Origin of the sequence: Flavobacterium sp. HSC-61S13, assembly GCF_024171535.1 — a bacterium.
Classification (GTDB): domain Bacteria; phylum Bacteroidota; class Bacteroidia; order Flavobacteriales; family Flavobacteriaceae; genus Flavobacterium.
Genome location: NZ_JALJZV010000001.1, coordinates 291,718 through 318,420, shown reverse-complemented (window position 1 = coordinate 318,420; position 26,703 = coordinate 291,718). Strand labels below are relative to the sequence as shown.

The window sequence follows — 26,703 nt, the reverse complement described above, 5'->3', positions numbered from 1 at the left end:
CTTAATTTTTAAAGAATAATTCAGGAAATGCCAATTCTGGTTTTAACTTCATTATAAATATTCTATAATATGATATAGCAAAACCCGTACCATAACTATAAAACTGAATTATTGTTGAAAAAATTGCCAAAAAACCAATCAAAAAACTTTTATTTTTCAATGAAGCACTAAAAAACAAAATCACAAAATACAATATATACAAACCTAATAATACGGAAAAACCGAGTACTGCGAGCACGAGACTCATCACAGCTCCTAACATAAATAAAGTCGGAAACCAAAAGGTTATTTTGGTATGTTCCGGATAGCGTGCGTTTAGTATCGGGCGTGCTTTTCCAAACTTATTAACCTGTATATAAAATTTATTCCAATCAATTCTTCTTTTGTGGAACACATAAGCATCTGGAAAAAGTTTGGTCTGAAAGCCCAAATTCCACAGCCTAATGGTCAGATCTGGATCTTCTCCGGGATGAATATTTCCAAACCCCCCAGATTGTTCAAAAGCTATTTTTGAGATACCCATATTAAAACTTCGCGGTTGAAACTTATCCAATTTCTCAGAACCGCCACGGATACCGCCCGTAGTTATAAAAGAAGTCATCGAAAAATTAATGGCTTTTTGGATGGGAGTAAAACTGTCTAATGCCTGATCTGGTCCTCCAAAACAATCCACATATTCCCTGCGCAAATTGGCATCTACAACAGCCAAATATGGAGCGGGAAGTATACAATCTGAATCCAGTATAATAAAATAATCTCCCTGAGCTTTGCGCATACCGTAATTCCTAGAATCACCAGGACCGGAATTGGTTTTTAAAAAATAAGCGATATTCAATCGTTGTTGATACTTCTCTATAATGTGTTTGCAAGCAATCGTAGAGCCATCTTCTACAACAACTACCTCAAATTCTGAGGTATACGATTGGTGACACAAACTTTCAAGCAATTCATCCATTTCATCGGGACGATTGTAGATAGGTATAACAAAAGAATAACGCATTTATAAAGTTTTATTAAAACATTCAACAAATGTATTATTAAGTATTGTAATTATGAAATTCATTGTTATATTTATAATAAATAATAATATAAAAGGAATTTTTTTTTACAACAATCGTCAGTGAAGTCTTGAAAAATGGGAGGTTGAGCGAAATTACTTTTTTTTCACTAAATGTGGTTTTCCACATAAAAAGTATCTTTTCTTGTTGTTAAAAAGCTTTTTTCAAACCTAAAACTCCACTATTTTTACTATAACTTGCAGCTGATAAACCAGAGAACGACAAATCGATGAATACAATAAAAATATTATGGGTTGATGATGAAATCGACCTACTTAAACCACATATTCTCTTTTTAGAGAAGAAAAACTATGCAGTTACGACTGCAAATAACGGACAAGACGCTATAGAACTGTTTCGAGACTCCAATTTCGATGTGGTTTTTCTAGATGAAAATATGCCAGGCCTTAGTGGTTTGGAAACCCTTTCCGAGATCAAAGCGATCAAATCAGCTATTCCCGTAATCATGATCACCAAAAGTGAAGAAGAGTACATCATGGAAGAAGCGATTGGTTCTAAAATAGCCGATTACCTGATTAAACCGGTTAACCCCAATCAGATCTTGTTGAGCTTAAAGAAAAACTTAGATGTATCGCGTTTGGTTTCTGAAAAAACAACTTTGGACTATCAAAAGGAATTTCGAAAAATAGCCATGGATATGCAGTTGGTTAACAGTCATGAAGACTGGAGTGATCTGTATAAAAAATTGGTTTTTTGGGAGCAGAAATTAGAAAACATAGACGATCAGAACCTGATTGATATACTCGAAAGTCAAAAGGCAGAGGCCAATACACAATTCGGTAAATTTGTCGAGAAGAACTATGAATCTTGGATTAACAATCCAGAGGAAGGTCCTGTTTTTTCACATCAGATTTTCCGTAAATGGGTGGCACCTGAATTACTTGGGGAAAAACCCGTACTTTTTATAGTGATTGATAACCTGCGTTTTGACCAATGGAGAAGTTTGGAGGAAACGGTCAACAACCACTATAAGACCGCTAAAGAAAACATCTTTTACTCCATACTACCAACGGCGACCCAGTATGCACGAAACGCCATTTTTTCTGGATTAACTCCTTTACAAATGGAACAACAGTTACCTCAATATTGGAGAAATGACGTCGATGAGGGGGGTAAAAACCTTTATGAAGCAGAGTTCTTGGCAGAGCAATTGAAACGATTGCGCCTCGACATCAAACACGAATATTTTAAAATCACCAATTATAAAGACGGTAAAAAACTGGTCGATAATTTTAAAACCCTAAAAGAGAACAAACTCGTTACGGTGGTTTACAATTTTGTCGATATGATATCTCATGCTAAAACGGAGATGGAAGTGATTAAAGAACTCGCTTCAAATGATAAAGCATACCGTTCCCTAACTCAAAGTTGGTTTAAAAATTCACCGCTTTTAGAAATCATACAACAAGGGCAGGCTGCCGGTTTTAAACTGATCATCACTACTGATCACGGAACGATCAACTGCAAGAATCCTTCTAAAGTAATTGGCGATAAAAACACGAGTTTAAACTTGCGTTATAAAACCGGGAAGAGTTTGACTTTTGAACACAAAGATGTCTATCATATTAAAGATCCTAAAAAAATACAATTACCAGCCATTAATTTGAGCAGTTCTTTTATTTTTGCCAAGAGCGATTACTTTCTGGCTTACATCAATAATTACAATTATTATGTCAGCTATTTTAAAAACACTTACCAACACGGTGGTATCTCGTTAGAGGAAATGATTGTTCCGTTTATTATCCTAAATCCAAAATAAAAAGATGGAAAAGATTTTTTCACTGCACGAAATTGATGATGTAGCCAAGGAATTGTTGTCGAGCAACTTGCATAAAGTGGTGTTATTCTACGCGGGTATGGGAGTCGGAAAAACGACTCTTATTAAAGCATTAGTAGCCCAATTGGGCGTGGAAGGTGCTACGACTAGCCCTACCTTCTCCATAGTTAACGAATACCAGTCGAAGCAGGGAACGATACTGTACCACTTTGATTTGTATCGTATCGAAAATGAAGAAGAAGCTTATGATATGGGCTTGGATGAATATTTTGATTCTGGAAATTGGTGTTTTGTGGAATGGCCTGACAACACGCCTGACCTCCTACCCGAAGTTCGTTCGGAGATTTATTTAGACCTTCAAGCGGATGGGCAGCGAAAAATAACTTTAAAAAATCGATTAAATTAATTTGCCATGGCTATAACCACACCCTTTTCTTCACACGAATTAATCCCGCAGGAAGAACGATTATTGGTACAAAAGTCAAAATCTTCGCTATTTATAGGTGTTCCAAAAGAGGATATCAAAAATGAAAAGCGAATTTGTTTGACTCCCGAATCGGTTCATACTCTGGCTTCTTATGGTCATCGGGTTTTAATTGAATCGGGCGCTGGTGAGGCATCCAATTATTCTGATTTAGAATACAGTAAAGCTGGGGCAGAAATCACTAAAGACACCAAAAAGGTATTTTCCTGTCCGATGATTATCAAGGTGGTTCCTCCTACTTTCGAGCAAATCGAATGGATGATACCGGGTAGTTGTCTTTGGTCGACCATCCAAATTAAATCGCGATGTAAGCCCTATTTTGAAGCCTTATCCAATAAGAAGATCACCGCGCTAGCCTTTGACTTTATGAAAGACAAAAACGGCTCGCTTCCTGCGGTACACGCTTTAAGTGAAATAGCAGGTACTTCATCCGTATTAATTGCAGCAGAACTGATGACTTCGTTAAAAAACGGGAAGGGATTGCTGTTTGGAAACATCACCGGCGTACCTCCAACGGAAGTAGTGATTATTGGAGCGGGCATCGTCGCGGAATTTGCCGCCAGAGCCGCTATAGGACTCGGCGCTAATGTCAAGGTATTTGACAATTCCATTGAAAAACTAAAACGACTACAAAACAATTTACCCTATCGAATATTCACTTCAACCATACAGGAAAAACTATTGCAAAAAGCCTTGATGCGTTGCGATGTAGCCATTGGAGCGATTCGCGGTAAACACCGTTCTCCAATTGTGGTTTCCGAAGCGATGGTTGACCATATGAAACAAGGTGCTATTATTATGGATGTCTGTATCGATACCGGCGGTTGCTTTGAAACCTCCGAGATAACTACCCATGAAAATCCAATCGTTATCAAAAGCGGTGTGGTGCATTACGGCGTGCCAAACATAACGTCTCGTTATTCCAAAACAGCATCGATGTCTATCAGTAATATTATTACGCCTTTTATTATAGATTTTGCAGAAAGCGGTACGCTTGAACAAGCCATCACGTATGAATCCATCATCCGCAGTGGAATTTATGTTTACAAAGGATTGATCACTCATAAATCCGTTGCGGATTGGTATGATTTGGAATATAAGGATATTGGTTTGTTTATGTTTTGATGTTAGCCTATTGCTCTTAAGCCTATAGGCCCATTCGCATATACGCGTATTCGCCCTTACTCGTAAAAAAGGATCAGACTTCTAACTTATCCCCAGATAAGCCTATATGTCCATTCGCATATACGCCCATTCACCCTTACACATAAAAATGGAACAGCCATTCAATCTATTCGCATATCCGCGTATAAAAGCCTATATGCACATTCGCATATACGCGTATTCGCCCTTACTCGTAAAAAGGATCTGCCATTCAATCTATTCGCATATCCGCGTATCAGCCCATCCGCGTATAGACGTATCAGCGTAAAAACCTATTTGCACATTCGCATATACGCGTATTCGCCCTTACTCGTAAAAAGGATCTGCCATTCAATCTATTCGCATATCCGCGTATCAGCCCATCCGCGTATCAGCCCATCCGCGTATAGACGTATCAGCGTAAAAGCCTATTCGCCCATCAGCCCATCAGCATATCAGCATATAGATGTATCAGCGAATAGGCTTAAAAGAATAATTTTCCAAAAATACCTTAGTTTTCCAATTCTGAATTGCTAATTTTGCACAAAACAATTCAACATGAAATTCACACAGCGTTTAGCATACTATTTATTTGGTTTTTTAATTGGGGGGCTTTTTTTAGTTTTTGTATTTGGGCAGAAAAAAACCACTTTTTGTTATTTGCCAAATTGTCGTGTTTTACAGGATTTACGAACCAAACCTTTGATGTTATCTGCTAGTGCAGAACAAGAACTAAAAGAAGATTGGGTAAACATTGACGATGTTAGAAACTGTTTGACCTATGGAAAAGTTGATTTTGAAAATAGTAAGAAAAATTTTGAAAACGGAAAGATCTACGTTATCAAGGGAAAGAATACTAAAAATGAGCCGATTACCGTTGAAATGATTAATTACGACGATAAGGTGGTCTTAAAAGATGTAAGAAAAGATTAATTTTTTTCGGCAATCCCTTGCAGAATATGATTTTTAGCGTATATTTGTACTCGTATTCAAGGATACACAAGGGCGATTAGCTCAGTTGGTTCAGAGCATCTCGTTTACACCGAGAGGGTCGGGGGTTCGAATCCCTCATCGCCCACCATTAAGGACAAAGAATTTTTCTTCTTTGTCCTTTTTTTATGCCGTTGACTTTCAAAAAAAAAAACTAAACGGTTCTTCATATCTCTATCCCACTTTACCTTCGTTCATTAAATTTTGAAACACCTCTACAAATTGTGCTACATGATACGCATCCATCAAAGCGTGATGTACATGTATTGAAACAGACATTTGCTTGACGTTCGAAGAGTCAGTCAATTTACCAAACGATATTTTGGGAGCACTGTCTCTATGTGAAAAACTGCGCGCATGCGACAATGCACTAAAATTCAACCAAGGTAATGCCGAAAAATGTATAACGTTTTCCCCAGATGTTGCAGGCATTAAATCATTTGAAATCTGCACCCGACCAATTTCCATTAAAGCGTTTTTTATAAAAAGTTGTTCATCTATGTTAAAATCAAAATAAGCAAATCCAAAAGTTTTATTTGCCCTATTTATTGTAGGAGATGCATGCGTATAATCATAAACGAAAACTTGTTCATCCAAAATCCTATAGCGAAAATTTTCGATAGTATTAGCTGCTTTTAACGCTCGATAGAGGTAATACAGAAAGAAAGACATGTTGTGCTCCTTAGCGTGTTTATAGGCCACTGTGCAATCAATAACAACCGTAATGCCAAAAAAAGGTTCGTCGAATTGCTTAAAAAAAAGAAAGTGCTCCTTTCGATTCCACAATTCCATATTTAATAATTTTTTCATGATTTATTGTATATTAAAACGTATTATTACTTACTGTGTTGATTGATCATCTAAATCAAAAAGGGCAATATTTCGATGACTTCACTAATTTTAAAGGACTTCAATTCATCAAAAAAATGATCTGACACACCTTGTTCCTCATGCGCCCAAGTGATATGATAAGGAATATAAACAGTCGAACTGCCCAATGCCAATACTGGTTGAATATCTGACCTCAGAGAATTTCCTACCATCAAGAAGCTTTCAGGTTGGCAGTTCAATTGCTTTAATAACTTCTGATAATCATCAACGCGTTTATTACTCATAATTTCTACATGATCAAAATAAGCTCCTAATCCAGATTTTTTTAATTTGCTTTGCTGATCGAGCAAATCTCCTTTGGTTGCCAAAACTAAACGATAATTTGGTTGAAGTTGATCAAGGCTTTCCTGTACTCCGTCTAACAACATTGTGGGCTTATTCAATAAATCCTGACCGATTTCCACTATTCGACCAATAGATTCACCACTGACAGAAAAATTAGATATTTTATTAGCAGCTTCTATCATACACAATACAAAACCTTTAACACCATATCCGTACAGTGGTAAATTTTTTACTTCTATCGACAGTAATATTTTGGACACTTCACTTTGATCCATATAATCAGCCAACAAATCACAAAACGCTAGTTCTGCTTGCTGAAAATAAGTCTCGTTGTGCCAAAGCGTATCGTCCCCATCAAAAGCGATTGTTTTTATTTTACTCTTCATTATTTTTGTACTTTTAAAAAGGCTAAATTCACAAAATATACTAATCTAATAAAGGACATTTGTCCCAGATGACTATGTTAAGAACCAACGACTCTTTTCTGCTTTATGTGCAGAAAATCTACGAGCAACAGCAACGTAAAGAAAATATTATTATAAAACACTATAATCCCGGAGATAGAATATTCTTACAAAATGAACCTACCTCTAAAATTATGTTGATCAAAGAGGGCATTACCAAGTGTTATTTTACTGAAAATAATGGCAAGGAATATATTTTAGAATTTTTAGGACAAGGCGAAGTCATCGGCGAAATAGAGTATTTTCAAAAAATTCCTTGTCTGTGTACCATTGAGGCACTAACTACAGTAACTACTTATGCCTTTTCGATTCCTTATTTCCAAAAACTGATTCAAGAAGACCTACAACTCAACAATTTGTTGCTTTTCGCCTTTTCAGAGCGGATAGTCAACACAGCAAGTCGCGCGTCCTACCAACAACTTTATACCGTTGAACACAATTTAAACAAATTATTAGAAATTCAGAAACAGCAAAATATTTCGATATCTAAAGACGATCTAGCAGCCTACTTAGGAGTTTCCATTCGAACTTTAAATCGCGGCTTAAAAAATTTAAAACCGTAGACACTCAACTCTAAATAAACATCAAAAAAACTTAGCGCCATATAAGCCGTTAGCTATTTTCCTGTAACTCCATATACTGTAATATAATAAAAAATCACAATATAAAAAATATTATGCATCAAAAATTATAATTTTAACATGATAAATGTTATAATTTAAAAATAGATGTTTCTTTAATTTTATCACTTAGAAAATAAATGTATACCTAAGTTAAGATGAAACAATTGCTATTTTTCAGTTTACTAGTAGTTTCGGTTTCTTGTAAAAAAGAGAAGGACAGTTCTTTTGATCCAAAAAATTCCGTTCCAAAGTCAGAATTACTAGAAAAAGCTACCACCTATTTTAAATCAATCAAAGCGAAAGATTACGAAGAGATTCAACCCAATGAGGCTCAACTTGGAAAAATGCTATATTTTGACAAACGTTTATCCAAAAAAGAAAACATCAGTTGCAATTCGTGCCATGACCTAAATACCTTTGGCGTGGACAATTTAGCCACCTCTCCTGGAGACAACGGTACCTTTGGCGCCCGAAACTCCCCTACTGTATTTTACGCTTCACTGCATCAGATGCAATTCTGGGATGGTCGTGCAAAGGATGTCGAAGAACAAGCCGGAGGACCGATACTCAATCCTATAGAACACAATATACCGAACGAACAATATTTGGTAGACAAACTAAAGCAAATCGAACTGTATCAAAAATGGTTTAGCAAAGTATATCCCGACACTCCCGACCCCATTACCTATAACAACATCACCAAAGCCATCGGTGCTTTTGAAAGAAAATTAAACCCCAGCAGTCGTTTTGACGAATACCTGGACGGTGACGAAACCGCATTTAACGACCAAGAAAAACGAGGACTCACAACATTTATGGATACCGGATGCATCACTTGCCATAACGGAATTGCCGTAGGAGGTCAAATCATGCAAAAATTCGGAGTGTACACCGATTATTGGTCCTTAACCAACTGCGACAAGATCGATAATGGTTTGTATGACCTTACTCAGAAAGAAGCCGATAAATACATCTTTAAGGTACCGGGACTGCGCAATGTGGCTCAAACAGCACCATATCTGCACGATGGGTCAGTGGAATCCCTTGAAAAAGTTATTAAAATAATGGCCAAAGCACAAAATAACGTCGATTTAACAACGGAACAAATTAGCGATATCGCCGCCTTTCTAAAGACCTTAAATGCCGATATATCGCCAGAAGACAAACAATCCCCTTTTAATACTCAGACATAAAATCCTGTAAAAAAACAAGTTTGACATAAATTTGCTGTTTTTTAGTTTTTATTAATTCTGCAAACAGCCTATTTCCCAAAATAGGTTGTTTGCTTTTTTTTAGGACTACTGGATTAATCTCTTTTAATTGTTCCTGAAAATCGACAAAAACCTTATCTTCGTCGATTATAATGTTATATCATGCAAAACAATCTTCTTGATACACCTATAGAGTACTTAAAAGGCGTAGGTCCCACTCGAGGTGACTTACTCAAGAAAGAACTGCAAATTTTCAAATATAAAGATCTACTGCATTGGTATCCCAACCGATATATGGATCGAACCCGCTATTATAAAATCAATGAATTAATTCAAACCAGCAGTGAAGTTCAAATAGTAGGCAAAATCATTCATATTAAAACAGTCGGACAACAACGCGGCAAACGTTTGGTAGCGACTTTCACAGACGGAACTGGACAAATTGAGTTGGTTTGGTTTCAAGCAACAAAATACATACAGGATTCTCTGCAAATCAATACCCCCTATGTCGCCTTTGGAAAAACCAATGTTTACAACAACAGTTTCTCTATGCCACATCCCGACTTAGAATTGGTAGAAGAACACAAGAAAAACCTACGCTCAGCGATGCAGGCGGTATATCCGTCCACCGAAAAACTCGTTCAACGCGGTATCACCAATCGCGTGGCTAATAAATTAATGCAACAGGTCTTTATTGAAACTCATACCCTATTTGTTGATCAATTACCACAATCGTTAGTTCAGGAGCTCGATTTGATGAGTCGTAGCGAAGCCTTGTTTAACATACACTTCCCGAAAAATTCCGAAATGCTTGCCAAAGCTCAATTTCGATTAAAATTTGAGGAATTGTATTTTATTCAACTGCAGTTATTGATCAAAAATGTCACGCGTAAAAACAAGATTAAAGGATTCCCCTTTGATCAGGTCGGTGTTTATTTTAATGATTTTTATCAAAATCACTTACCCTTTCCACTAACTAATGCGCAGAAAAAAGTTTTAAAGGAGATCCGCAATGACCTCGGTAATCCGGCTCAGATGAACCGATTACTACAGGGAGATGTCGGCTCTGGGAAAACGATAGTCGCTTTTATGAGTGCGCTATTAGCTTTAGATAACGGCTTTCAAGCATGTATAGTAGCACCGACAGAAATCTTAGCGAATCAACATTTTGTCGGTATTAGCGAATTGGCAGCTCCTATGGGAATTCAAGTTAAACTACTTACCGGATCTAGTAAAACAGCAGAGCGTCGACTTATTCACAACGACTTGGAATCCGGTGAACTGCAAATTCTAATCGGCACCCATGCCCTATTTGAAGACAAAGTAAAATTCAAGAATTTAGGTTTGGCTATTATCGATGAGCAACACCGATTTGGTGTTGAGCAACGTTCCAAATTATGGAAAAAAAACACCATTCCACCACATATATTGGTCATGACAGCCACCCCTATCCCCCGTACTTTAGCCATGAGCTTGTACGGAGATTTAGATATTTCTGTTATTGATGAGTTGCCACCAGGTCGTAAACCGATACAAACCGTACATCGTTTTGAAGGAAAACGACTCAGCGTTTGGCGTTTTATCAAAGACGAGATTGCCAAAGGTCGTCAAATTTATATCGTTTATCCGTTGATTCAGGATAGTGAAACTTTGGATTACAAAAACCTTATGGAAGGTTACGAAGGTATTTCGAGAGATTTCCCATTACCTGAATACAGCATTAGTATCGTTCACGGTCAAATGACACCAGCAGAGAAAGATCGCGAAATGGAACGATTTGCCCAAGGGCAAACCAATATTATGGTAGCCACTACGGTAATCGAAGTTGGGGTAAACGTTCCCAATGCCAGCGTGATGATCATAGAAAGTGCCGAGCGCTTTGGGCTGTCTCAATTACACCAATTGCGCGGCCGAGTTGGTCGGGGCGCTGAACAAAGCTATTGTATATTAATGACCGGTTCAAAATTGAGCAACGATTCCAAAATAAGGATGGAAACCATGTGTAGAACCAACGACGGTTTTGAAATTTCTGAGGTCGATTTAAAATTACGAGGCCCGGGAGACCTGATGGGAAAACAACAAAGCGGTGTGATGGCTCTGCGAATTGCCGATTTGGTACGAGATCAGGATATCCTTCAATTGGCCCGTCATCATGCGATCATCTTACTAAAAGCTGATCCCAAACTAGAACTATCAGAAAATCAATTCTTAAAAACGCAACTTATTGAATTATCCAAGAAGAGTTCGATTTGGAATTACATCAGTTAACTACCTTATTCCTTATATAAGAACTTTGATTTACTAAAAAAACGCAACAACATGAAACTCATATTTGCTTCAAACAACAAAAACAAAATAGCGGAGATCAAAAACCAATTGCCGGATAGCATAGAAATCCTCAGTTTAGAAGATATCGGTTGTGTTATCGACATACCCGAGACTTCGGATACCATAGAAGGCAATGCAATTCAAAAAGCCGATTTCATCAAACGTCACTACGGTTATGACTGTTTTGCCGACGATAGCGGTTTAGAAGTCGATGCATTAAACGGAGCACCGGGTGTATATTCTGCACGATACGCAGGCCCACAAAGGAACGATTCTGACAATATAGACAAATTGTTAGAGGAATTAAACGGATCGACAAACCGCAGTGCGAACTTTAAAACGGTTATTGCTTTACATTGGAAAGGGGAGCTAAAATTATTCACAGGAATTGTCGACGGTGAGATTATGGATTCGCGAAATGGCGACTCTGGATTCGGATACGACCCTGTCTTTAAAGCCCTTGGGATGGAAAAAACTTTTGCTGAAATAAGCATGGCTGAAAAAAATCAAATGAGCCATCGCGGTAAAGCCGTTGCTGAATTAATTCGCTTTCTGAAAAGCCAATAAATTAAATTCTATATAAAAATAATATTAATAATAGTTCCAGATGTATTGTTTTTGACGAAATTGCAGTATCTTTGTCGCTATTTTAAATTTTATATGAATAAATTCGAACAATTAGGATTAAATGAGTCGCTATTGCTGGCGATTAAAGATCTAGGATTTGAAAATCCGTCTGAAGTGCAGGAAAAAGCGATTCCCTTATTATTAGAAAAAAATACTGACATAGTTGCGTTAGCCCAAACTGGGACTGGGAAAACCGCAGCTTTTGGTTTTCCTCTAATTCAAAAAATCAACGTTGATGACAAGCAAACGCAAGGTATCATTCTATCTCCAACGAGAGAATTATGCTTGCAAATTGCGAATGAAATCAAACAATACTCGAAATACGTAAAAGGTTTACACTCCGTAGCTGTTTATGGTGGTGCAAGTATTACAGAACAAGCTAGAGATGTAAAGAGAGGGGCGCAAATTATTATCGCCACTCCTGGAAGATTGCAAGACATGATTAATCGTGGTATGATTAACATTAAAAACATTCGGTTTTGTGTACTAGATGAGGCAGATGAAATGTTAAACATGGGATTCTATGAAGACATTACTTCTATTTTATCTGATACTCCAGACGACAAAAACACTTGGTTATTTTCTGCAACCATGCCTATTGAGGTTTCAAGAATTGCAAAAGAGTTCATGACAAATCCTGCAGAGATTACTGTAGGTCACAAAAATCAAGGTTCCGCCAATATCAGCCATGAGTTTTTCTTGGTAGGAGCTAGAGATCGTTATGCAGCTTTGAAACGTTTAGCGGATGCTAATCCAGACATTTTTTCTGTTGTGTTTTGTAGAACAAAACGCGACACCCAAGCCATAGCCGAGAAATTGGTAGAAGATGGCTACAACGCGGCTGCTTTACATGGAGATTTATCTCAAGCACAACGCGACGGCGTAATGAAATCATTCCGTGGTAAACAAATTCAAATGTTAGTAGCAACTGATGTTGCTGCTCGTGGTATTGACGTAGATGATATTACTCACGTAATCAACTACCAATTACCTGATGAGATTGAAACTTATACTCACCGTAGTGGAAGAACGGGACGTGCTGGTAAATCTGGTACTTCTTTAGTAATCATCACTAAAAGTGAGTTGAGAAAAATCTCGCAAATTGAACGTATCATCAAACAAAAATTTGAAGAGAAACCAGTTCCTTCAGGTATTGAAATTTGTGAAGTTCAATTGTTTCACTTAGCTAATAAGATTAAAGATGTAGAAGTAGATTCTGAAATCGAAACTTATCTTCCAGCTATTTACGAAGTGATGAAAGATCTTTCAAAAGAAGATGTAATTAAGAAAATGATTTCAGTTGAATTTAATCGTTTCTTAAACTACTACAAAAAAGCAAACAATATTTCTCAACAATCATCGTCTAATGACCGTGAGCGTAGCAGTCAATCAGCTTCAAACTATACAGATAATGGATCGTCTACTAGATTCTTCGTTAACTTAGGTACTAGAGACAATTTTGACTGGATGAGTCTTAAAGATTTCTTACGTGAAACTTTAGATTTAGGAAAAGATGATTTATTTAAAGTAGACGTTAAAGAAGGTTTCTCTTTCTTTAATACGGAAGCAGAGCATTCTGACAAAGTAATGGATATTTTGAATGGATTTGAACATGAAGGCCGTAGAGTCAATGTTGAGATTTCTAAAAATGAAGGTGGTGGATCAAGAGGTGGAAGTTCAAGAAGAGACCATAACGGTCGTAGCGGAGGCGGTGAACGCAGAAGCAGCGGTGGTGGTGGATTCCGTTCATCTAATGGTGGTGGAGAAAGAAGATCTTCTTCATCTTCTTCATATAGAGGAGGTTTCTCTTCAGATAGAGATCGTCAACCAAGAAACGAAAGAAGCAGCAGTAGCGGCAGCGGAAGAAGATCTGATAGCGGAAGTAGCACCGGTGGTGGCTTTGCTAGAAGACCTCGTAGAAGTTAATTGTTAATTTTTACAAAATAATACTCCAAACTGTAAAATATCCATTATTTTAGAGCAATCTTTTATAACATGCGATATTTTACAGTTTTTCTATTTTTAGTCGTTACCGCAACCACTAGTTTTGCACAACAAAAGGCAATAATCAAAGGTACGGTACTCAACGACATTTCTTTTCTTCCTATTGAAGATGTGAACGTTATTAACCTGACTAAGGTCAAAGGTACTACCACCAATGCGGATGGTTCCTTTAAGATCGAAGCGGTACTCAATGACTCGATTCACTTTTCTTATCCGGGATATCTCTCTATTAAAATTCGCGTGACCAACGACTGGTTAAACGACGATCGTTTAAAAGTTTATTTGACCGAGAAATCGATTGAAATGAACGAGATTGTCATCCACCGTTACAACCTTACCGGATTCCTAGAAGCAGATACCAAATTAATTACCCTTAACGACAAAATGGAGTTTAACCGTTTTCGTCGAAACAATGAACACGCTTATTTCACATCACCGATTGGAACTTTTTTCAGTCCTGTTGATGCGGTCTACAACTTATTTAAAGGAAAATCTTCTAATTTAAAGAAGATTAGCGCTATTAAAGAAGATCAAAACATGATTGCACTACTGCAATCGCGTTATGACCGGGAAACCATTTGTGGGCTATTAGGTATCACCAAAGATGATATTGTCAAAACCCTACAGGGTTGCAACAATTCCGATCAGTTTATCTATACCGCTACCGACTATCAAATCTATATCGCGTTAAACGAATGTTATGATCAAGCTCGGGTGTTGTCAAAATCCAAATCCAATGCATCCCTTTAATCAGGATGCATTTTTTTTAGCAATTATTTTACCTAGCCCTGTTTTAGTTTGAAAATAGGCTTATTTTTGTAAAGCAAACACCACATCAAATATTAACTTCTAATCTAGACCGCATAAAAATGAATATCATTCTAAAAAAAGCTAAAATCATTGATTCCGAAAGTCCCTTTCACCTTCAAATAGCCGATGTTCAAATTCAAAACAACCGAATAATTGCTATAGATAACAACATCACTGCTAAGGATTTTACCGAAATCGAATTGGATGATCTACATGTATCTCCAGGATGGATGGATAGCTCCGTTTCATTTGGAGAACCGGGATACGAGGAACGCGAAACCTTAAAAAACGGTCTTCATGTTGCTGCTAAAAGCGGCTTTACACATATAGCAGTACAACCCAATACCAACCCAGTTACCGATACCCAAAGTATCGTCAGCTTTATCAAACAAAAAACTGCAGCTGCTGCTACTGAAGTTTTCCCAATAGGTGCACTGACCAAGAAATCCGAAGGTTTAGATATGGCCGAACTTTACGATATGCAAAACGCTGGTGCCATCGCTTTTGGAGATTATAACAAATCTCAAAAAAACAGCAACCTTCTCAAAATTGCACTTCAGTACGCTCAGGACTTTGACGCTCTAGTCATCGCCTATTCCCAAGATCAAGACATCAAAGGAAGCGGTGTGGTACACGAAGGAGCGGTTAGCATTCAACTGGGACTAAAGGGAATCCCCGCTTTAGCAGAAGAACTACAAATAGCCAGAAATTTATATATTCTTGAGTATACAGGCGGTAAAATGCACATACCTACGGTATCTACTAAAAATGGTGTGCATTTAATTCGCGAAGCTAAGGCGAAAGGATTGCAGGTAACTTGTAGCGTATCCGCTCATCACCTGGTACTCAATGACGAAACCTTAAGGGATTTTGATACCCGTTACAAAGTAACACCCCCATTGAGAGATGAGAGTCATAGACAGGCCTTGATTGAAGCAGTACTAGACGGCACAATCGATTGCATCACTTCTGATCACAATCCACTCGATATCGAGCATAAAAAATTAGAATTCGATAACGCCTCTAACGGAACTATCGGTCTGGAAAGCATATTTGGTGCCTTAGTAACGGTTTTACCCTTAGAAGTAATCGTCGAAAAATTAACTGCTGCTAAAAACATTTTTAAGATTCCAAGCAACAGCATCAATGTCGGTCAAACGGCTTGTTTAACGCTATTTAGCCCGAAACAGCACAGTACATTCACCGAAGCAGATATTTTATCAAAATCGAAAAATTCGATTTTCTTAAACCATGCAATCCAAGGAAATGTGTATGGAATCTTTAATCAAAATCAATTAATTTTAAAATAAATTGGAAACAAAAAAAATACCTACTGAAGGAAAAACGACAGCCATTATTGCACACTTTACCATAATAGGTGCCATCATCGCTATTTTTATGAATCAGGAACCCCGCAATACTTTTGCCGGTTTTTATATTAAACAAGCTTTCGGAATCCATATCGTTTTTTATGCACTGGCTTACTTTATCGGTTATTTTGATAGTTGGATGATTTCTAGCGCTTTCTTCTTATTTATCTTTATTTTTTGGACCTATAGTTTTATCGGAGTTTTACAGGGAATCTACCATACCGTTCCGGTTTTAGGTCCTAAATTTCAAATCTGGTTTAAAAATTTATCCGCATAATTATGAGTCATTCCCTATTTTATTTGGTTCGTGAACCCGAAGTTATTTTAGAAAAAAATCCCATGCTGTTGTTGTTACACGGCTATGGAAGTAATGAGGAAGACCTGTTTTCCTTTGCCTCAGAATTACCTAAAACACATTATGTGATTTCAGTGCGCGCACCCTACCCTTTGCCTCCTTATGGCAATGCTTGGTACGCAATCAACTTTGACGCCGATCAGAACAAATTTTCCGACGACCAACAAGCGATTACTTCTCGCGATTTAATCGTGCAATTCATTGACGAAATGATTGCCCAATACCCTATAGATGCGCACAAAGTAAGCCTACTTGGGTTTAGCCAAGGAGCGATTTTGAGTTATGCCGTATCCCTGTCCTATCCTGAAAAAATCGATAAGACCATTGCCTTAAGTGGTTACTTTAATCCAAATATCGTAGCCCCAGATTATAGAAACAACGATTTGTCTAAATTGCGATTTTTTGTATCTCACGGCTCAGTAGACCAAGTAGTACCTGTAGAATGGGCCCGAAAAACACCTGCTGTACTCGAAAGTCTCCACATTCCATTTGAATATAAAGAATACCCTGTTGGACATGGCGTAGCACCACAGAACTTTAAAGATTTACTTCAATTTATACTTAAAGAATAATACTGCTAATCACACTTATTTTAATAGATACAACCATCGTTTTATACTTTTTATAACGATGGTTTTCCTTTGTATAAAAGCTGTAACTACCTGCGTCTAGATTAAAGAATTAAAAACACTTACTTACAGTACAGTCAGAGATAAGCCCTGTTTTTCAACACGGTTTTTCAAAATAATAAACTACTTTTGACTTGTACCTAAAGCGCGCCAAAATGATAAAATCCATTTCGCTACTTTCCATGAATGAGCTTATCGAGCAATTCACCACTATTGTAAAAACAAAAGATTACTTTATTTTTGACACCAACCATAACAATTTATCCCTAAAACTTGAATACTATTATAAAGCCGACTATTTCGGAGTAATTATGGTGATGGAAGGATGCTGTGATTATAATATTGGCGTTGAAGAAACGGCTTATCATCTTTCCAAAGGAGATATTCTATTTTGTGTACCCTCCGAAATTTTTAGAGTAAATGCCATATCCGATGATTATAAAGCCAAACAGATCTTCTTTTCCGTGGATTATATTTCGGTTGCGGGATACAATTACAAATCCAACGACATACTAAAAAGCCTGTCCAATAACCCCTCCAATGTAATTCATCAGAAAGAATCCCTGTTTAGACGGTTGCTATTTCATATCCAAGAACTTCAAGAACTCAATAAACCAGAGAGCAGTCACTACTATTTTTCAGAAATGATTTGGCATCATTTTTCACTGATGATTTACGAAATAAACAATTATTTTAAAGAAACCAACCTTACGCCAAATACCTCTCGTGAAGAGGAGCTCACTACAACATTTTTCTCCTTAGTCCGAACACATTTTAAGGATCACCACGATGTACAATTTTATGCCGATCAATTGTTTGTTACCAGAAAGTATCTCAGTCGTGTTATTAAAAAAACCATGTCACAAACACCCCGTGATATCATCAATCAAGTATTGCTAATTGAAGCAAAACTATTACTTAAAAACACCGCAATAAGCATCAATGAAGTTACGGTTATCTTGAATTTTTCTGACCAGGCAGTTTTTAGTAAATTTTTTAAAAAACACGCGGGGAAAACACCTTCAGCGTACAAAAAAAACGATCTTTTTTAAAACTTGCCTTTTTGGTCATATCTAATCCATTTTTGATGCTTTACAGTCTTACATATACCACAATACAAAGAAAAATGCCCCAATTACTTTAGGGGACTTCTAGACAAATTTTAGCGACTTATGAGTTTTTCATGCGGTTTTATATAATCGAAATTTGCCATCGATTAAATAATCACTAAATCAAAAATCAATGAATCGCTTCTCTACTTTTAAGTCCGCTGGACTTATTTTCGCCTTGCTTCTTCTAGCGGGATGTACTCAAAATCAAACCAAACAAGCCTATGGCGGTGCTGTTCCAGAACTTCCCGTTGAAGTTGTCAAACAAGACACGGCCATACTGACACAAACCTATGCTGCTAGTATAGAGGGAGTGACCAATGTAGAGATCCGACCTCAGGTGTCGGGGTATCTCGAAAAAATTCTTATAGATGAAGGAGCCTATGTAAAAGCAGGGCAAGTGCTTTTTCAAATTGAAAACAGTGTTTACAGAGAACAATACAACAACAGTTTGGCAAACTTAACTACTGCAAAGATTGATTTTGATCGAAAAAAGGAATTATTAAAGAGTAAAATTGTTTCAGACTTACAAGTGCAGCAAGCCGAAGCGATCTATAAGGGTGCCCTTTCACAAGCCGAATTGTCTAAGATTAATTTGAATTTCTGTACGATCAAAGCGCCTGTTAGCGGCTATATCAGTAGAATACCTTTCCGCTTGGGAAGTTTAATTACACCAACTACCCAAGACCCTTTAACATTTTTAACCGACATCAGTAAGATCAATGCCTATTTTAGTCTAAGTGAGGCGGATTATATTCGATTCCAAAATCAATATGATGGAAATACCCTAGAACAAAAACTGACCAACATAGCTGCCGTTAAACTGTTAATTGCAGACGGTCAAGAATACGAACTTCCCGGTAAGATTGACGCGATTGACGGACAATTTAATAAAACCACCGGTTCCATCACCCTTCGAGCCAAATTTGATAACCCAAAATCACTATTAAGAAGTGGCAATACTGGGAAAATAGTAATTACACAAAAATATAACGATGTGATACTTATACCGATCGCATCTACGCTATTTATGCAAGATAAAGTTTTTGTATTCTCTGTAGATAAACAAAGTAATGCGGTGCAGCTTCCTATTGAAGTAGCGGGAAAATCGGGCAATAACTATATTGTTTCTGGTGGAATTAAAGCGGGTGACACCTATATAATCAGCGGATTTGAAAGACTACAACCGGGTAGTCCGATTATTCAAAAAACGGCAACTCAAAACTTTAAAACTACCAAATAAAACGACAAAAGATGTTAAAAACTATTATAAAAAGGCCTGTACTGGCCACGGTTATTTCGGTACTTTTAGTTATACTAGGTATAGTCGGCATGCTGAGTTTGCCCATCACCAAATTTCCAGATATCGCACCTCCTACCGTATCGGTTATGGCAACTTACCCTGGAGCCAATGCGGAAACCTTAGCCCGTTCTGTAGCACCGCCTTTAGAAAATGCCATTAACGGTGTTGAAAATATGGATTATATCACCTCCGTATCTAGTAATGACGGAACACTGACCATAACTGTTATTTTTAAATTGGGTACCGATCCCGACCAAGCCGCTATCAACGTACAAAACAGAGTGGCTCAAGTCACCAATCAACTACCCGTTGAAGTAATTCAAGCCGGTATTACTACCTTAAAAAGACAAAACAGCATGATTGCTATGGTCACCCTCACTAGTGAAGACGGTAGCATAGACGATCTCTTTCTGGAAAATTATGCCAAAATCAATATACTACCAGAGCTTAAAAGGATAGCAGGGGTTGGAGATGCGATGGCCTATGGCAATAAAGATTATTCGATGCGAATTTGGTTAGATCCTATAAAGCTCAACGCTTATAACCTCACTCCTGCCGATATTTCGACAGCGATACAATCTCAAAACTTAGAAGCAGCTCCAGGAAGATTTGGAGAACGCAGCACAGAATCGTTGGAGTATGTGATGCGATATAAAGGTAAATTTACAGAATCACACGAATATGAAAACATCGTAGTTAGAGCGTTAAACGACGGGGCTATTCTCCGTTTAAAAGATGTTGCTACCGTTGAATTCGGCGCTTATAGTTATACCGTTTCCTCAAAATCGGATAAAAAACCAGCCGTTACTATGGCGGTATTTCAGATGTCGGGTTCCAATGCCAATGAAGTTCAAATTGCACTACAGGAACGCATGCTACAGTTATCGAAATCTTTTCCCAACAAAATGGTCTATCAAATTCCTTTTACAACAAAAGAATCCCTAGACCAATCCATCAATCAAGTAATCACTACATTGATAGAAGCTTTTATACTCGTTTTCCTTGTGGTTTTTATATTTCTTCAAGATTTTCGTTCTACCTTAATACCGGCTATAGCCGTTCCCGTATCGATTTTGGGTACTTTTTTCTTTATACACCTGCTGGGGTTTTCCATCAATATATTAACTCTTTTTGCCTTAGTATTGGCTATCGGAATTGTAGTTGATGATGCCATAGTGGTGGTAGAAGCAGTACACGCCAAGATGGAAAAACGCAAACTCAATGCCCGAGCAGCAACCATGTCTGCGATGAACGAAATCTCTGGAGCCATCGTTTCAATCACCTTAGTTATGTCTGCGGTTTTTGTACCAGTAGCTTTTATGCAAGGTTCGATTGGTTTGTTTTACCAGCAGTTCGCCCTTACCCTAGCCATCGCCATTATTATTTCAGCGATAAATGCCTTAACACTTAGCCCTGCATTATGTGCTTTGCTCTTAAAACACCAACACATTGAAGGTAATACACCACTTAAAACGAGCTTTAAGCAGCGCTTTTTCATAGGGTTTAATGCTGCTTTTAATAAATTGACCTTTAGATACGGGAAATCAGTATTATTCCTGATTAAGAAAAAATGGATCGCTTATGCGTTGATTGCTCTTTTTGGAGGTTTGTTCGCATGGATGGCATTCACCACCCCGACGGCTTTTATTCCCGATGAAGACCAAAGTTTTATTATTGTTACTGCCAACCTAGCACCCGGAGCATCTAAAGACAGAACGACTACGGTTATTGGTGACACCGAAAACAAACTGGTTTCTCATCCCGCTATTGAAAACGTCATATCGGTAGACGGGCTTAACCTATTTAGCGGCTCTATGTCGTCATCCTCAGCGACCTTTTTTATTAAACTTAAGAAAATAGACGAGCGCGGCGAAATCAAGAAAATTAATGATTTAATCGGACAGTTAACTGCTGCGCTATCCGATGATAAGCGAGCGAACTTTCTCGTATTAAATTCCCCGACAGTAGACGGTTTTGGCAATACTAGCGGAATGGAATTGGTATTGCAAGACAGAAATAACGGTCAATTACAACAACTAGGTCAGGCTTCCTATGCGATGATGGGTGCCTTGATGCAACGCCCTGAAGTCGCTGTAGCTTTTACCACTTTTGACGCTTCGTATCCGCAATTTGAAGTATTGGTCGATGAGACAAAAGCGGCTCAATTGGGAATCACCGTCGCAGCTGTTATGAGTGCTATGCAAGGATATTATGGCAGTATACAGTCGTCGGATTTCAATCGCTTTGGAAAATACTATAGAGTATTGGTACAAGCGACCCCCGAAATGCGTAAAGACAAAGAATCACTTGGTGCCATTTTCGTTAAAAATTCAAAAAACGAAATGGTTCCCATCAATACCTTAGTCACTCTAAAACAAACAACGGGAGCCGAGGTAGTAGATCGATTTAATTTATATAATTCTTCGAATCTAACCGTAATGCCTGCCCCTGGATACAGTACAGGTCAAGCCATGTCCGCTATAGAAGAGGTTAGCCAACAAGTGTTACCAGCAGGTTATACACATGATTATAAAGGGATGAGCCGCGAAGAAAGTAAATCGGGAGCCCAATCGACTTTAATATTCGCCCTGTGCATCTTGTTTGTCTACTTTTTATTATCAGCGCAGTACGAGAGTTATGTTTTACCCTTCTCGGTACTGATAGCGATTCCCATAGGTTTAAGCGGGGTTTTTATAGGTATAACATTTGCCGAAATTTCCAATAATATATATGTACAAATAGCGATGATTATGCTCATTGGATTGTTGGCTAAAAACGGAATTTTGATAGTGGAATTTGCTATTCAAAGGCGACGTTCGGGCAAAAGTATTGTTGCTTCTGCTGTCGAGGGAGCCAAGGCACGTTTACGACCTATATTGATGACATCCTTAGCTTTTTTAGCTGGATTAACACCCTTGCTTTTTGTTGCAGGTCCATCCGCGTTAGGAAATCATTCCATCGGTTATGCCGCCATTTTCGGAATGTTGTTTGGAACTATCTTAGGTCTTTTTATCACTCCTGTCCTATTTGTGATATTTCAGCATCTCAACGAGAAAATAAGCGGAAAAGCAGTAACCGCTGAAGATTGGGAATATTAATTCAAAATAAACATTTAAGATGAAATCTATTATTTATACGTTAAAACTGACGGCAACCATAGGTACGGCAATTATTATTAGCTCTTGTTCCGTGCAAAAACAGCAACCGCTAGAACTTGAACTTCCTCAGTCATTTAGAACCAATAGCTCCGATATCGACAGCATCAGCATAGCGCCAATTCACTATAAGAATTTCTTTAAGGATACGGTACTTGTAGCCTTGATTGACAAGGCTGTACAACAAAACAACGACTTGCGATTAGCCTTAAAGCAAATTGAATTTGCCTCGATGACCTATAAACAATCGAAATGGGGAAATTTACCAAAAATCGACGCAACGCTAGGAAGCGCAACTGTTAATCGTCCAGCAGAAAACAACAATAGTCCATCCAACGGAAAAAAATACCAGGAAGACTACAATACTGCGATAAACCTTTCGTGGGAAGCCGATATATGGGGGAAAATTAGTGGGATTAAAGAGCAGGCACTCGACGATTACCTCATTACACAAGAGGCCGCCAAAGCCGTTAAAAGCCGGCTGGTATCGGAAGTAGTTACTGGTTATTACAACCTCTTAATGCTCGATAAGCAATTGGAAATATCCCAAGAAAATTTATCTTTTGCAAAGCAAACCAACGAGATCCTACAGAAACAATACGAGTTGGGTATGATCACTTCGCTAGCTGTACAACAACAAGAAATGGCTATAGAACAAATAGAAAAAACGATACCTGCCATTGAGAATGCCATCAGCGTACAAGAAAACAGCTTAAGTGTTCTTAGCGGTTCCATGCCCAATATAGTAGAGCGAAAAATAGGATTGGATCAAGCACATCATCCCGAAAGTCTTGCAAGTGGAATTCCCGCTGAATTACTGAGTAATCGACCGGATGTAAAAAGTGGCGAACTCAATTTTAAAAAGAGTATAGCCTCGATTCACATTGCAAAAGTCAGTATGTATCCCAGCTTGAATATAACAGCGCAAGGAGGCTTAAATGCATTAAAAACAAGCAATTGGTTTACGATACCCGGTTCGCTATTTGGATTAGCTACTGCCTCACTTACACAGCCTCTTCTAAATGGAAAACAACTAAAAACACTATACGAACAGGCAAAGATTAATTCGGAAATGGCTGAGATCCAATTCAAACAATCTGTGTTAAATGCCGTTAGTGAAGTTTCTGACGCGTTAGTGGCTATCGAAAAACTCGAACGCCAACAACAAATTGGAGAAAACTTGGTAGAAAAAGCTACACAAGTTGTTAGCAATTCCGTCACCCTATATCAATACGCTGAAGCAACCTATTTGGAAGTACTGTTAGCGCAATCCAACAAACTCCACTCTGAACTGGAGTTAGCTGCAGTCAAAACACAACGTCTCAACGCTATTGCAACCTTATACCGAGCCTTAGGCGGTGGTGTGCAGTAAATGAACGAGTAGATCAATCGGTTACTTAAAGAAAGTAACCGATTACTGCTATTTAAAAACAACTAAAATCATGACAAATCACAAAGAAAGAGAAGGTATTATATTGATTCCAGATTTTAGTGGATTCACTGAATTTGTGTTTGCTACCAAAATCCATACGGGAGGATATATCATAAAGCAACTTCTCTTAACCCTTATAGAAGCTAACAAAAAACATTTTTATATCTCCGAGATTGAAGGTGATGCCATACTTTTTTACAAGTATAGTAAAACACCTTGTTTTGATAGTGTTATGGAAGTTTTAAAAAGAATGTTGTATTCCTTTAATCAAAAATTGGTTGAATTGGAAGTAGCCCTTGACACTACGATAAATATGTCGTTAAAATTCATTGTTCATCACGGTTATTTTTCGAGATATACGATAAAATATTTCAACAAACTTTACGGAAAACCCGTAATAGAAGCGCACAAACTCCTAAAAAACAATTATACTGAAAAGGGATCCTATATATTTCTAACGGATTCCTTTTTATACGCTTCGAAAAGTCCAAAATTACCTATTCTTAGCAACACGCTCAACATACCAAAGGTTGGTATTATTTATTATCCGACTTTTGAAGAACTGCTTTCAAATAAACTCGAAAAAAAGGACTCAGGAGATTGATTCCGAGAACTAAGTCATAAAAAAAGCGTTCCTTCGGACGCTTTTTTTTTATACGATATTACTTTTACTCATCATCCACTTGGTCACTACCGGTAATCTTCAAATCTATGGCTTTGGCTGCAGTGTATTTAACAATCCCACCCTTTTTAAGCTGCCAGTCCTTTCGAGTATCCAATTCCCAATTTTGGTCACCATATAAACCGCTAGGGCTTTTTTCACTTAGTAAAATGCTTTTCTCTTGATACGGTAAGAAAATCTCTGCTTTAGATTTTTCTTCATTAAATACCACAAAACCACTTACATCATTATCTTCAAGTTCATTTTCCTCCGGATTACCCTCCTCAATGTTGGTTGGATTAAGGCGGAATCCCTCTTCAAAAACTCGAATACAGTCATTTCTGAGTTGGCTCCAGCGGTAACCTGCACTGATCGCACAACCGTTTGAATCTAAATCAGACCCTAAAACCACGTTTTCTTTAGCTGGAAAAACAGGCTCTGCCTTCTCCTCTTTTTTAAATATAAAATCGCAAGAAACGAAAAGAAAGACACTAAGAAATAAAACAAGTATTTTTTTCATTGTATTAGTAAAATTCAAATATACCAATTTAATTGCTTGTAGAAGTATATAAAACGGTTTCAATAGTGTTAAATTCTGTTGGAGCATCTGCCTTAAAGAAATATTTTATCAACACTTCCCCATGCAATTTACCCGAATAAAAATCTGCAATAATCCAACGGTGGTTAATTACTTTGGCTTTATTTAAAATAAATTTATTCCCATCAACAGGAGCATAAGGAATCAATGGATTTCCATTGGGCTGATGATTTAACGCCATCAACTCCCCTTCTACTTTTGCCATGACTTCATCAAAATCATAATCTTTAAAATAATCCTGTGCTTCCTCATTTTGAATGATTGAAAAATAATTGGCTTCCATTAAATTTTTCTCGTTTATCTTTAAGGAGTCGCGAACCGTTTCTATGCGTTTATGAGAAATTTCCAATTCTTTTTCCTTTCCCTTATGTATTTTGTTGGCATTGACATATTGGTAAATGTTGAATAAAAAAGAAAATACAAAAAGGTAAAAAAATGCTTTTTTCATAAATAAGAGTTTGTTTTTTTAATAACCACTGTCGAATAGCCTGTCTATTAAACGATGCTTCCCAATCCTTTATCAGGAGGCTTTACCGTTTAGTCGGCAATATCTATTTGTAAATTGTCGTGCGCCAAATATACGTTTTTTGGTAAACCTTGTTGTACTTTTTCATGAAAACCTAATTCATAACCGATATGGGTTATATAAGCTTTTTCCGGTTTAATTTTTTCAATAAAAGCCAAGGCTTCTTCTAAGTTGTAATGTGTCGGATGAGGATTAATCCGTAAGGCGTTTATAACCAAAACTTTTATGTTTTTAAGTTTGCTCCATTCGCTATCTGGAATGTATTTTGCATCGGTAATGTAAACAAAATCGTCAAAACGAAATCCGAGGATCGATAAATCGCCGTGTAAAATTTCAATGGGGCTGATCGTTTGGTTTTTAATCCTAAAATCGCGTTCCGCATCGAGGATATGTGGCTCAACTGCTGGGGCACCAGGATATCGGTCTTCGGTAGCAAAAACATAGTCAAAACGTTTTCTCAGACTATCCATTACCCTTTGCAAAGCATAAACTGGCATTTTTCCAATTTGAAAACAAAAAGGTCTAATGTCGTCCAAACCCGCGGTGTGATCGGCGTGTTCATGGGTATATAAAATTGCATCGATTCTTTGGCAATTTGAGACCAACATTTGTTGCCTAAAATCCGGTCCACAATCGATTAAAAGACTCAGACCTTTCCATTCTATCCATACCGAAGTACGCAGCCTCTTATCTCGCATATCAGTACTCAAGCATACTGGATCTTTACTGCCGATCACTGGCATTCCTTGAGAAGTTCCGGTACCTAAAAAATATACTCTCACAGCGTTCAATTTTTACAAAAATAAGGTTTTATCTTTTTTTAAACTGTATAATTTACTACGTTTGTTA

General features: G+C 37.6%; 24 protein-coding genes and 1 tRNA gene. 19 read left to right on the top strand and 6 right to left on the bottom strand.

What is annotated here, in order from left to right; translation table 11 throughout:
- Nucleotide 1 precedes the first annotated feature (1 nt).
- Nucleotides 2–1,000 (bottom strand): glycosyltransferase family 2 protein, encoded by a 999-nt coding sequence (locus L1275_RS01365; RefSeq protein ID WP_253468925.1) that lies wholly within the window; start codon nucleotides 998–1,000, stop codon nucleotides 2–4.
- Between the two features lie 287 nt (nucleotides 1,001–1,287).
- Here L1275_RS01365 and L1275_RS01360 point away from each other — a divergent pair, with 287 nt between their 5' ends.
- From L1275_RS01360 to L1275_RS01340, 5 genes are all read left to right on the top strand, one after another.
- Nucleotides 1,288–2,838 carry a PglZ domain-containing protein gene (locus tag L1275_RS01360; RefSeq protein ID WP_253468923.1) on the top strand — a complete coding sequence of 517 codons (1,551 nt, stop codon included), beginning with the start codon at nucleotides 1,288–1,290 and terminating at the stop codon, nucleotides 2,836–2,838.
- 4 nt (nucleotides 2,839–2,842) lie between these two features.
- A complete protein-coding gene (tsaE, locus tag L1275_RS01355) occupies nucleotides 2,843–3,262 on the top strand; it encodes a tRNA (adenosine(37)-N6)-threonylcarbamoyltransferase complex ATPase subunit type 1 TsaE (RefSeq protein ID WP_253468921.1) in 420 nt (139 codons plus the stop codon).
- Between the two features lie 6 nt (nucleotides 3,263–3,268).
- Complete coding sequence (locus L1275_RS01350) at nucleotides 3,269–4,465, top strand: alanine dehydrogenase (protein WP_253468919.1); 1,197 nt, start codon at nucleotides 3,269–3,271, stop codon at nucleotides 4,463–4,465.
- A 576-nt stretch (nucleotides 4,466–5,041) separates the two neighbouring features.
- Nucleotides 5,042–5,416: a DUF4258 domain-containing protein gene (locus L1275_RS01345; RefSeq protein ID WP_253468917.1), complete on the top strand. Its 375-nt coding sequence runs from the start codon at nucleotides 5,042–5,044 to the stop codon at nucleotides 5,414–5,416.
- 70 nt (nucleotides 5,417–5,486) lie between these two features.
- Nucleotides 5,487–5,564, top strand: a tRNA-Val gene (locus tag L1275_RS01340).
- An 83-nt stretch (nucleotides 5,565–5,647) separates the two neighbouring features.
- On the opposite strand, the gene L1275_RS01335 is transcribed toward L1275_RS01340, so the two are convergent.
- Together L1275_RS01335 and L1275_RS01330 are read right to left on the bottom strand one after the other, a co-directional pair.
- Nucleotides 5,648–6,283, bottom strand: a complete 636-nt coding sequence (locus tag L1275_RS01335; protein WP_253468915.1) for a chloramphenicol acetyltransferase — start codon at nucleotides 6,281–6,283, stop codon at nucleotides 5,648–5,650.
- 50 nt (nucleotides 6,284–6,333) lie between these two features.
- Nucleotides 6,334–7,035, bottom strand: a complete 702-nt coding sequence (locus L1275_RS01330; protein ID WP_253468913.1) for an HAD family hydrolase — start codon at nucleotides 7,033–7,035, stop codon at nucleotides 6,334–6,336.
- A gap of 68 nt (nucleotides 7,036–7,103) precedes the next feature.
- Here L1275_RS01330 and L1275_RS01325 point away from each other — a divergent pair, with 68 nt between their 5' ends.
- The 14 genes from L1275_RS01325 to L1275_RS01260 all read left to right on the top strand — a co-directional run bounded on the left by L1275_RS01325 (nucleotide 7,104) and on the right by L1275_RS01260 (nucleotide 24,673).
- Nucleotides 7,104–7,676 carry a Crp/Fnr family transcriptional regulator gene (locus L1275_RS01325; protein WP_371923410.1) on the top strand — a complete coding sequence of 191 codons (573 nt, stop codon included), beginning with the start codon at nucleotides 7,104–7,106 and terminating at the stop codon, nucleotides 7,674–7,676.
- Nucleotides 7,677–7,891: 215 nt separating this feature from the next.
- Nucleotides 7,892–8,929: a cytochrome-c peroxidase gene (locus L1275_RS01320; protein ID WP_253468911.1), complete on the top strand. Its 1,038-nt coding sequence runs from the start codon at nucleotides 7,892–7,894 to the stop codon at nucleotides 8,927–8,929.
- Nucleotides 8,930–9,109: 180 nt separating this feature from the next.
- Nucleotides 9,110–11,215: an ATP-dependent DNA helicase RecG gene (recG, locus tag L1275_RS01315; protein ID WP_253468909.1), complete on the top strand. Its 2,106-nt coding sequence runs from the start codon at nucleotides 9,110–9,112 to the stop codon at nucleotides 11,213–11,215.
- Between the two features lie 51 nt (nucleotides 11,216–11,266).
- On the top strand, nucleotides 11,267–11,842 hold the full coding sequence (locus L1275_RS01310; protein WP_253468907.1) for a non-canonical purine NTP diphosphatase: 576 nt from the start codon (nucleotides 11,267–11,269) through the stop codon (nucleotides 11,840–11,842).
- A gap of 93 nt (nucleotides 11,843–11,935) precedes the next feature.
- A complete protein-coding gene (locus tag L1275_RS01305; protein WP_253468905.1) occupies nucleotides 11,936–13,828 on the top strand; it encodes a DEAD/DEAH box helicase in 1,893 nt (630 codons plus the stop codon).
- 69 nt (nucleotides 13,829–13,897) lie between these two features.
- Complete coding sequence (locus L1275_RS01300; RefSeq protein WP_253468903.1) at nucleotides 13,898–14,656, top strand: carboxypeptidase-like regulatory domain-containing protein; 759 nt, start codon at nucleotides 13,898–13,900, stop codon at nucleotides 14,654–14,656.
- 119 nt (nucleotides 14,657–14,775) lie between these two features.
- On the top strand, nucleotides 14,776–16,026 hold the full coding sequence (locus L1275_RS01295) for a dihydroorotase family protein (RefSeq protein WP_253468901.1): 1,251 nt from the start codon (nucleotides 14,776–14,778) through the stop codon (nucleotides 16,024–16,026).
- Nucleotide 16,027: 1 nt separating this feature from the next.
- Nucleotides 16,028–16,363 (top strand): hypothetical protein, encoded by a 336-nt coding sequence (locus tag L1275_RS01290; protein WP_253468899.1) that lies wholly within the window; start codon nucleotides 16,028–16,030, stop codon nucleotides 16,361–16,363.
- Between the two features lie 2 nt (nucleotides 16,364–16,365).
- Nucleotides 16,366–17,013 carry an alpha/beta hydrolase gene (locus L1275_RS01285; protein WP_253468897.1) on the top strand — a complete coding sequence of 216 codons (648 nt, stop codon included), beginning with the start codon at nucleotides 16,366–16,368 and terminating at the stop codon, nucleotides 17,011–17,013.
- Between the two features lie 212 nt (nucleotides 17,014–17,225).
- Nucleotides 17,226–18,122, top strand: a complete 897-nt coding sequence (locus L1275_RS01280) for an AraC family transcriptional regulator (RefSeq protein WP_253468895.1) — start codon at nucleotides 17,226–17,228, stop codon at nucleotides 18,120–18,122.
- Between the two features lie 190 nt (nucleotides 18,123–18,312).
- A complete protein-coding gene (locus L1275_RS01275) occupies nucleotides 18,313–19,422 on the top strand; it encodes an efflux RND transporter periplasmic adaptor subunit (protein ID WP_253468893.1) in 1,110 nt (369 codons plus the stop codon).
- Nucleotides 19,423–19,433: 11 nt separating this feature from the next.
- Nucleotides 19,434–22,580: an efflux RND transporter permease subunit gene (locus L1275_RS01270; protein WP_253468891.1), complete on the top strand. Its 3,147-nt coding sequence runs from the start codon at nucleotides 19,434–19,436 to the stop codon at nucleotides 22,578–22,580.
- 19 nt (nucleotides 22,581–22,599) lie between these two features.
- Nucleotides 22,600–24,009: an efflux transporter outer membrane subunit gene (locus L1275_RS01265; protein ID WP_253468889.1), complete on the top strand. Its 1,410-nt coding sequence runs from the start codon at nucleotides 22,600–22,602 to the stop codon at nucleotides 24,007–24,009.
- A gap of 70 nt (nucleotides 24,010–24,079) precedes the next feature.
- On the top strand, nucleotides 24,080–24,673 hold the full coding sequence (locus L1275_RS01260) for a DUF2652 domain-containing protein (RefSeq protein ID WP_253468887.1): 594 nt from the start codon (nucleotides 24,080–24,082) through the stop codon (nucleotides 24,671–24,673).
- 64 nt (nucleotides 24,674–24,737) lie between these two features.
- Here the strand turns inward: L1275_RS01260 and L1275_RS01255 are convergent, their stop codons facing one another.
- The 3 genes from L1275_RS01255 to L1275_RS01245 form a co-directional block, all read right to left on the bottom strand.
- Nucleotides 24,738–25,250, bottom strand: a complete 513-nt coding sequence (locus L1275_RS01255) for a hypothetical protein (RefSeq protein WP_253468886.1) — start codon at nucleotides 25,248–25,250, stop codon at nucleotides 24,738–24,740.
- A gap of 28 nt (nucleotides 25,251–25,278) precedes the next feature.
- The gene (locus L1275_RS01250; RefSeq protein WP_253468884.1) at nucleotides 25,279–25,776 is read right to left on the bottom strand and encodes a hydrolase; all 498 of its coding nucleotides are present in this window, start codon (nucleotides 25,774–25,776) and stop codon (nucleotides 25,279–25,281) included.
- Nucleotides 25,777–25,865: 89 nt separating this feature from the next.
- Nucleotides 25,866–26,636, bottom strand: coding sequence for an MBL fold metallo-hydrolase (locus L1275_RS01245; RefSeq protein ID WP_253468882.1), 771 nt, complete (start codon nucleotides 26,634–26,636; stop codon nucleotides 25,866–25,868).
- Nucleotides 26,637–26,703: the final 67 nt, after the last annotated feature.

Coding starts and splice junctions, on each gene's coding strand:
- L1275_RS01335 (WP_253468915.1), bottom strand. CDS start 6,283: ATGAAAAAATTATTAAATATGGAATTGTGGAATCGAAAGGAGCACTTT.
- L1275_RS01325 (WP_371923410.1), top strand. CDS start 7,104: ATGACTATGTTAAGAACCAACGACTCTTTTCTGCTTTATGTGCAGAAA.
- L1275_RS01300 (WP_253468903.1), top strand. CDS start 13,898: ATGCGATATTTTACAGTTTTTCTATTTTTAGTCGTTACCGCAACCACT.
- L1275_RS01250 (WP_253468884.1), bottom strand. CDS start 25,776: ATGAAAAAAGCATTTTTTTACCTTTTTGTATTTTCTTTTTTATTCAAC.
- L1275_RS01310 (WP_253468907.1), top strand. CDS start 11,267: ATGAAACTCATATTTGCTTCAAACAACAAAAACAAAATAGCGGAGATC.
- tsaE (WP_253468921.1), top strand. CDS start 2,843: ATGGAAAAGATTTTTTCACTGCACGAAATTGATGATGTAGCCAAGGAA.
- L1275_RS01265 (WP_253468889.1), top strand. CDS start 22,600: ATGAAATCTATTATTTATACGTTAAAACTGACGGCAACCATAGGTACG.
- L1275_RS01255 (WP_253468886.1), bottom strand. CDS start 25,250: ATGAAAAAAATACTTGTTTTATTTCTTAGTGTCTTTCTTTTCGTTTCT.
- L1275_RS01295 (WP_253468901.1), top strand. CDS start 14,776: ATGAATATCATTCTAAAAAAAGCTAAAATCATTGATTCCGAAAGTCCC.
- L1275_RS01285 (WP_253468897.1), top strand. CDS start 16,366: ATGAGTCATTCCCTATTTTATTTGGTTCGTGAACCCGAAGTTATTTTA.
- L1275_RS01275 (WP_253468893.1), top strand. CDS start 18,313: ATGAATCGCTTCTCTACTTTTAAGTCCGCTGGACTTATTTTCGCCTTG.
- L1275_RS01280 (WP_253468895.1), top strand. CDS start 17,226: ATGATAAAATCCATTTCGCTACTTTCCATGAATGAGCTTATCGAGCAA.
- L1275_RS01365 (WP_253468925.1), bottom strand. CDS start 1,000: ATGCGTTATTCTTTTGTTATACCTATCTACAATCGTCCCGATGAAATG.
- L1275_RS01330 (WP_253468913.1), bottom strand. CDS start 7,035: ATGAAGAGTAAAATAAAAACAATCGCTTTTGATGGGGACGATACGCTT.
- L1275_RS01260 (WP_253468887.1), top strand. CDS start 24,080: ATGACAAATCACAAAGAAAGAGAAGGTATTATATTGATTCCAGATTTT.
- L1275_RS01270 (WP_253468891.1), top strand. CDS start 19,434: ATGTTAAAAACTATTATAAAAAGGCCTGTACTGGCCACGGTTATTTCG.
- recG (WP_253468909.1), top strand. CDS start 9,110: ATGCAAAACAATCTTCTTGATACACCTATAGAGTACTTAAAAGGCGTA.
- L1275_RS01305 (WP_253468905.1), top strand. CDS start 11,936: ATGAATAAATTCGAACAATTAGGATTAAATGAGTCGCTATTGCTGGCG.
- L1275_RS01345 (WP_253468917.1), top strand. CDS start 5,042: ATGAAATTCACACAGCGTTTAGCATACTATTTATTTGGTTTTTTAATT.
- L1275_RS01350 (WP_253468919.1), top strand. CDS start 3,269: ATGGCTATAACCACACCCTTTTCTTCACACGAATTAATCCCGCAGGAA.
- L1275_RS01360 (WP_253468923.1), top strand. CDS start 1,288: ATGAATACAATAAAAATATTATGGGTTGATGATGAAATCGACCTACTT.
- L1275_RS01320 (WP_253468911.1), top strand. CDS start 7,892: ATGAAACAATTGCTATTTTTCAGTTTACTAGTAGTTTCGGTTTCTTGT.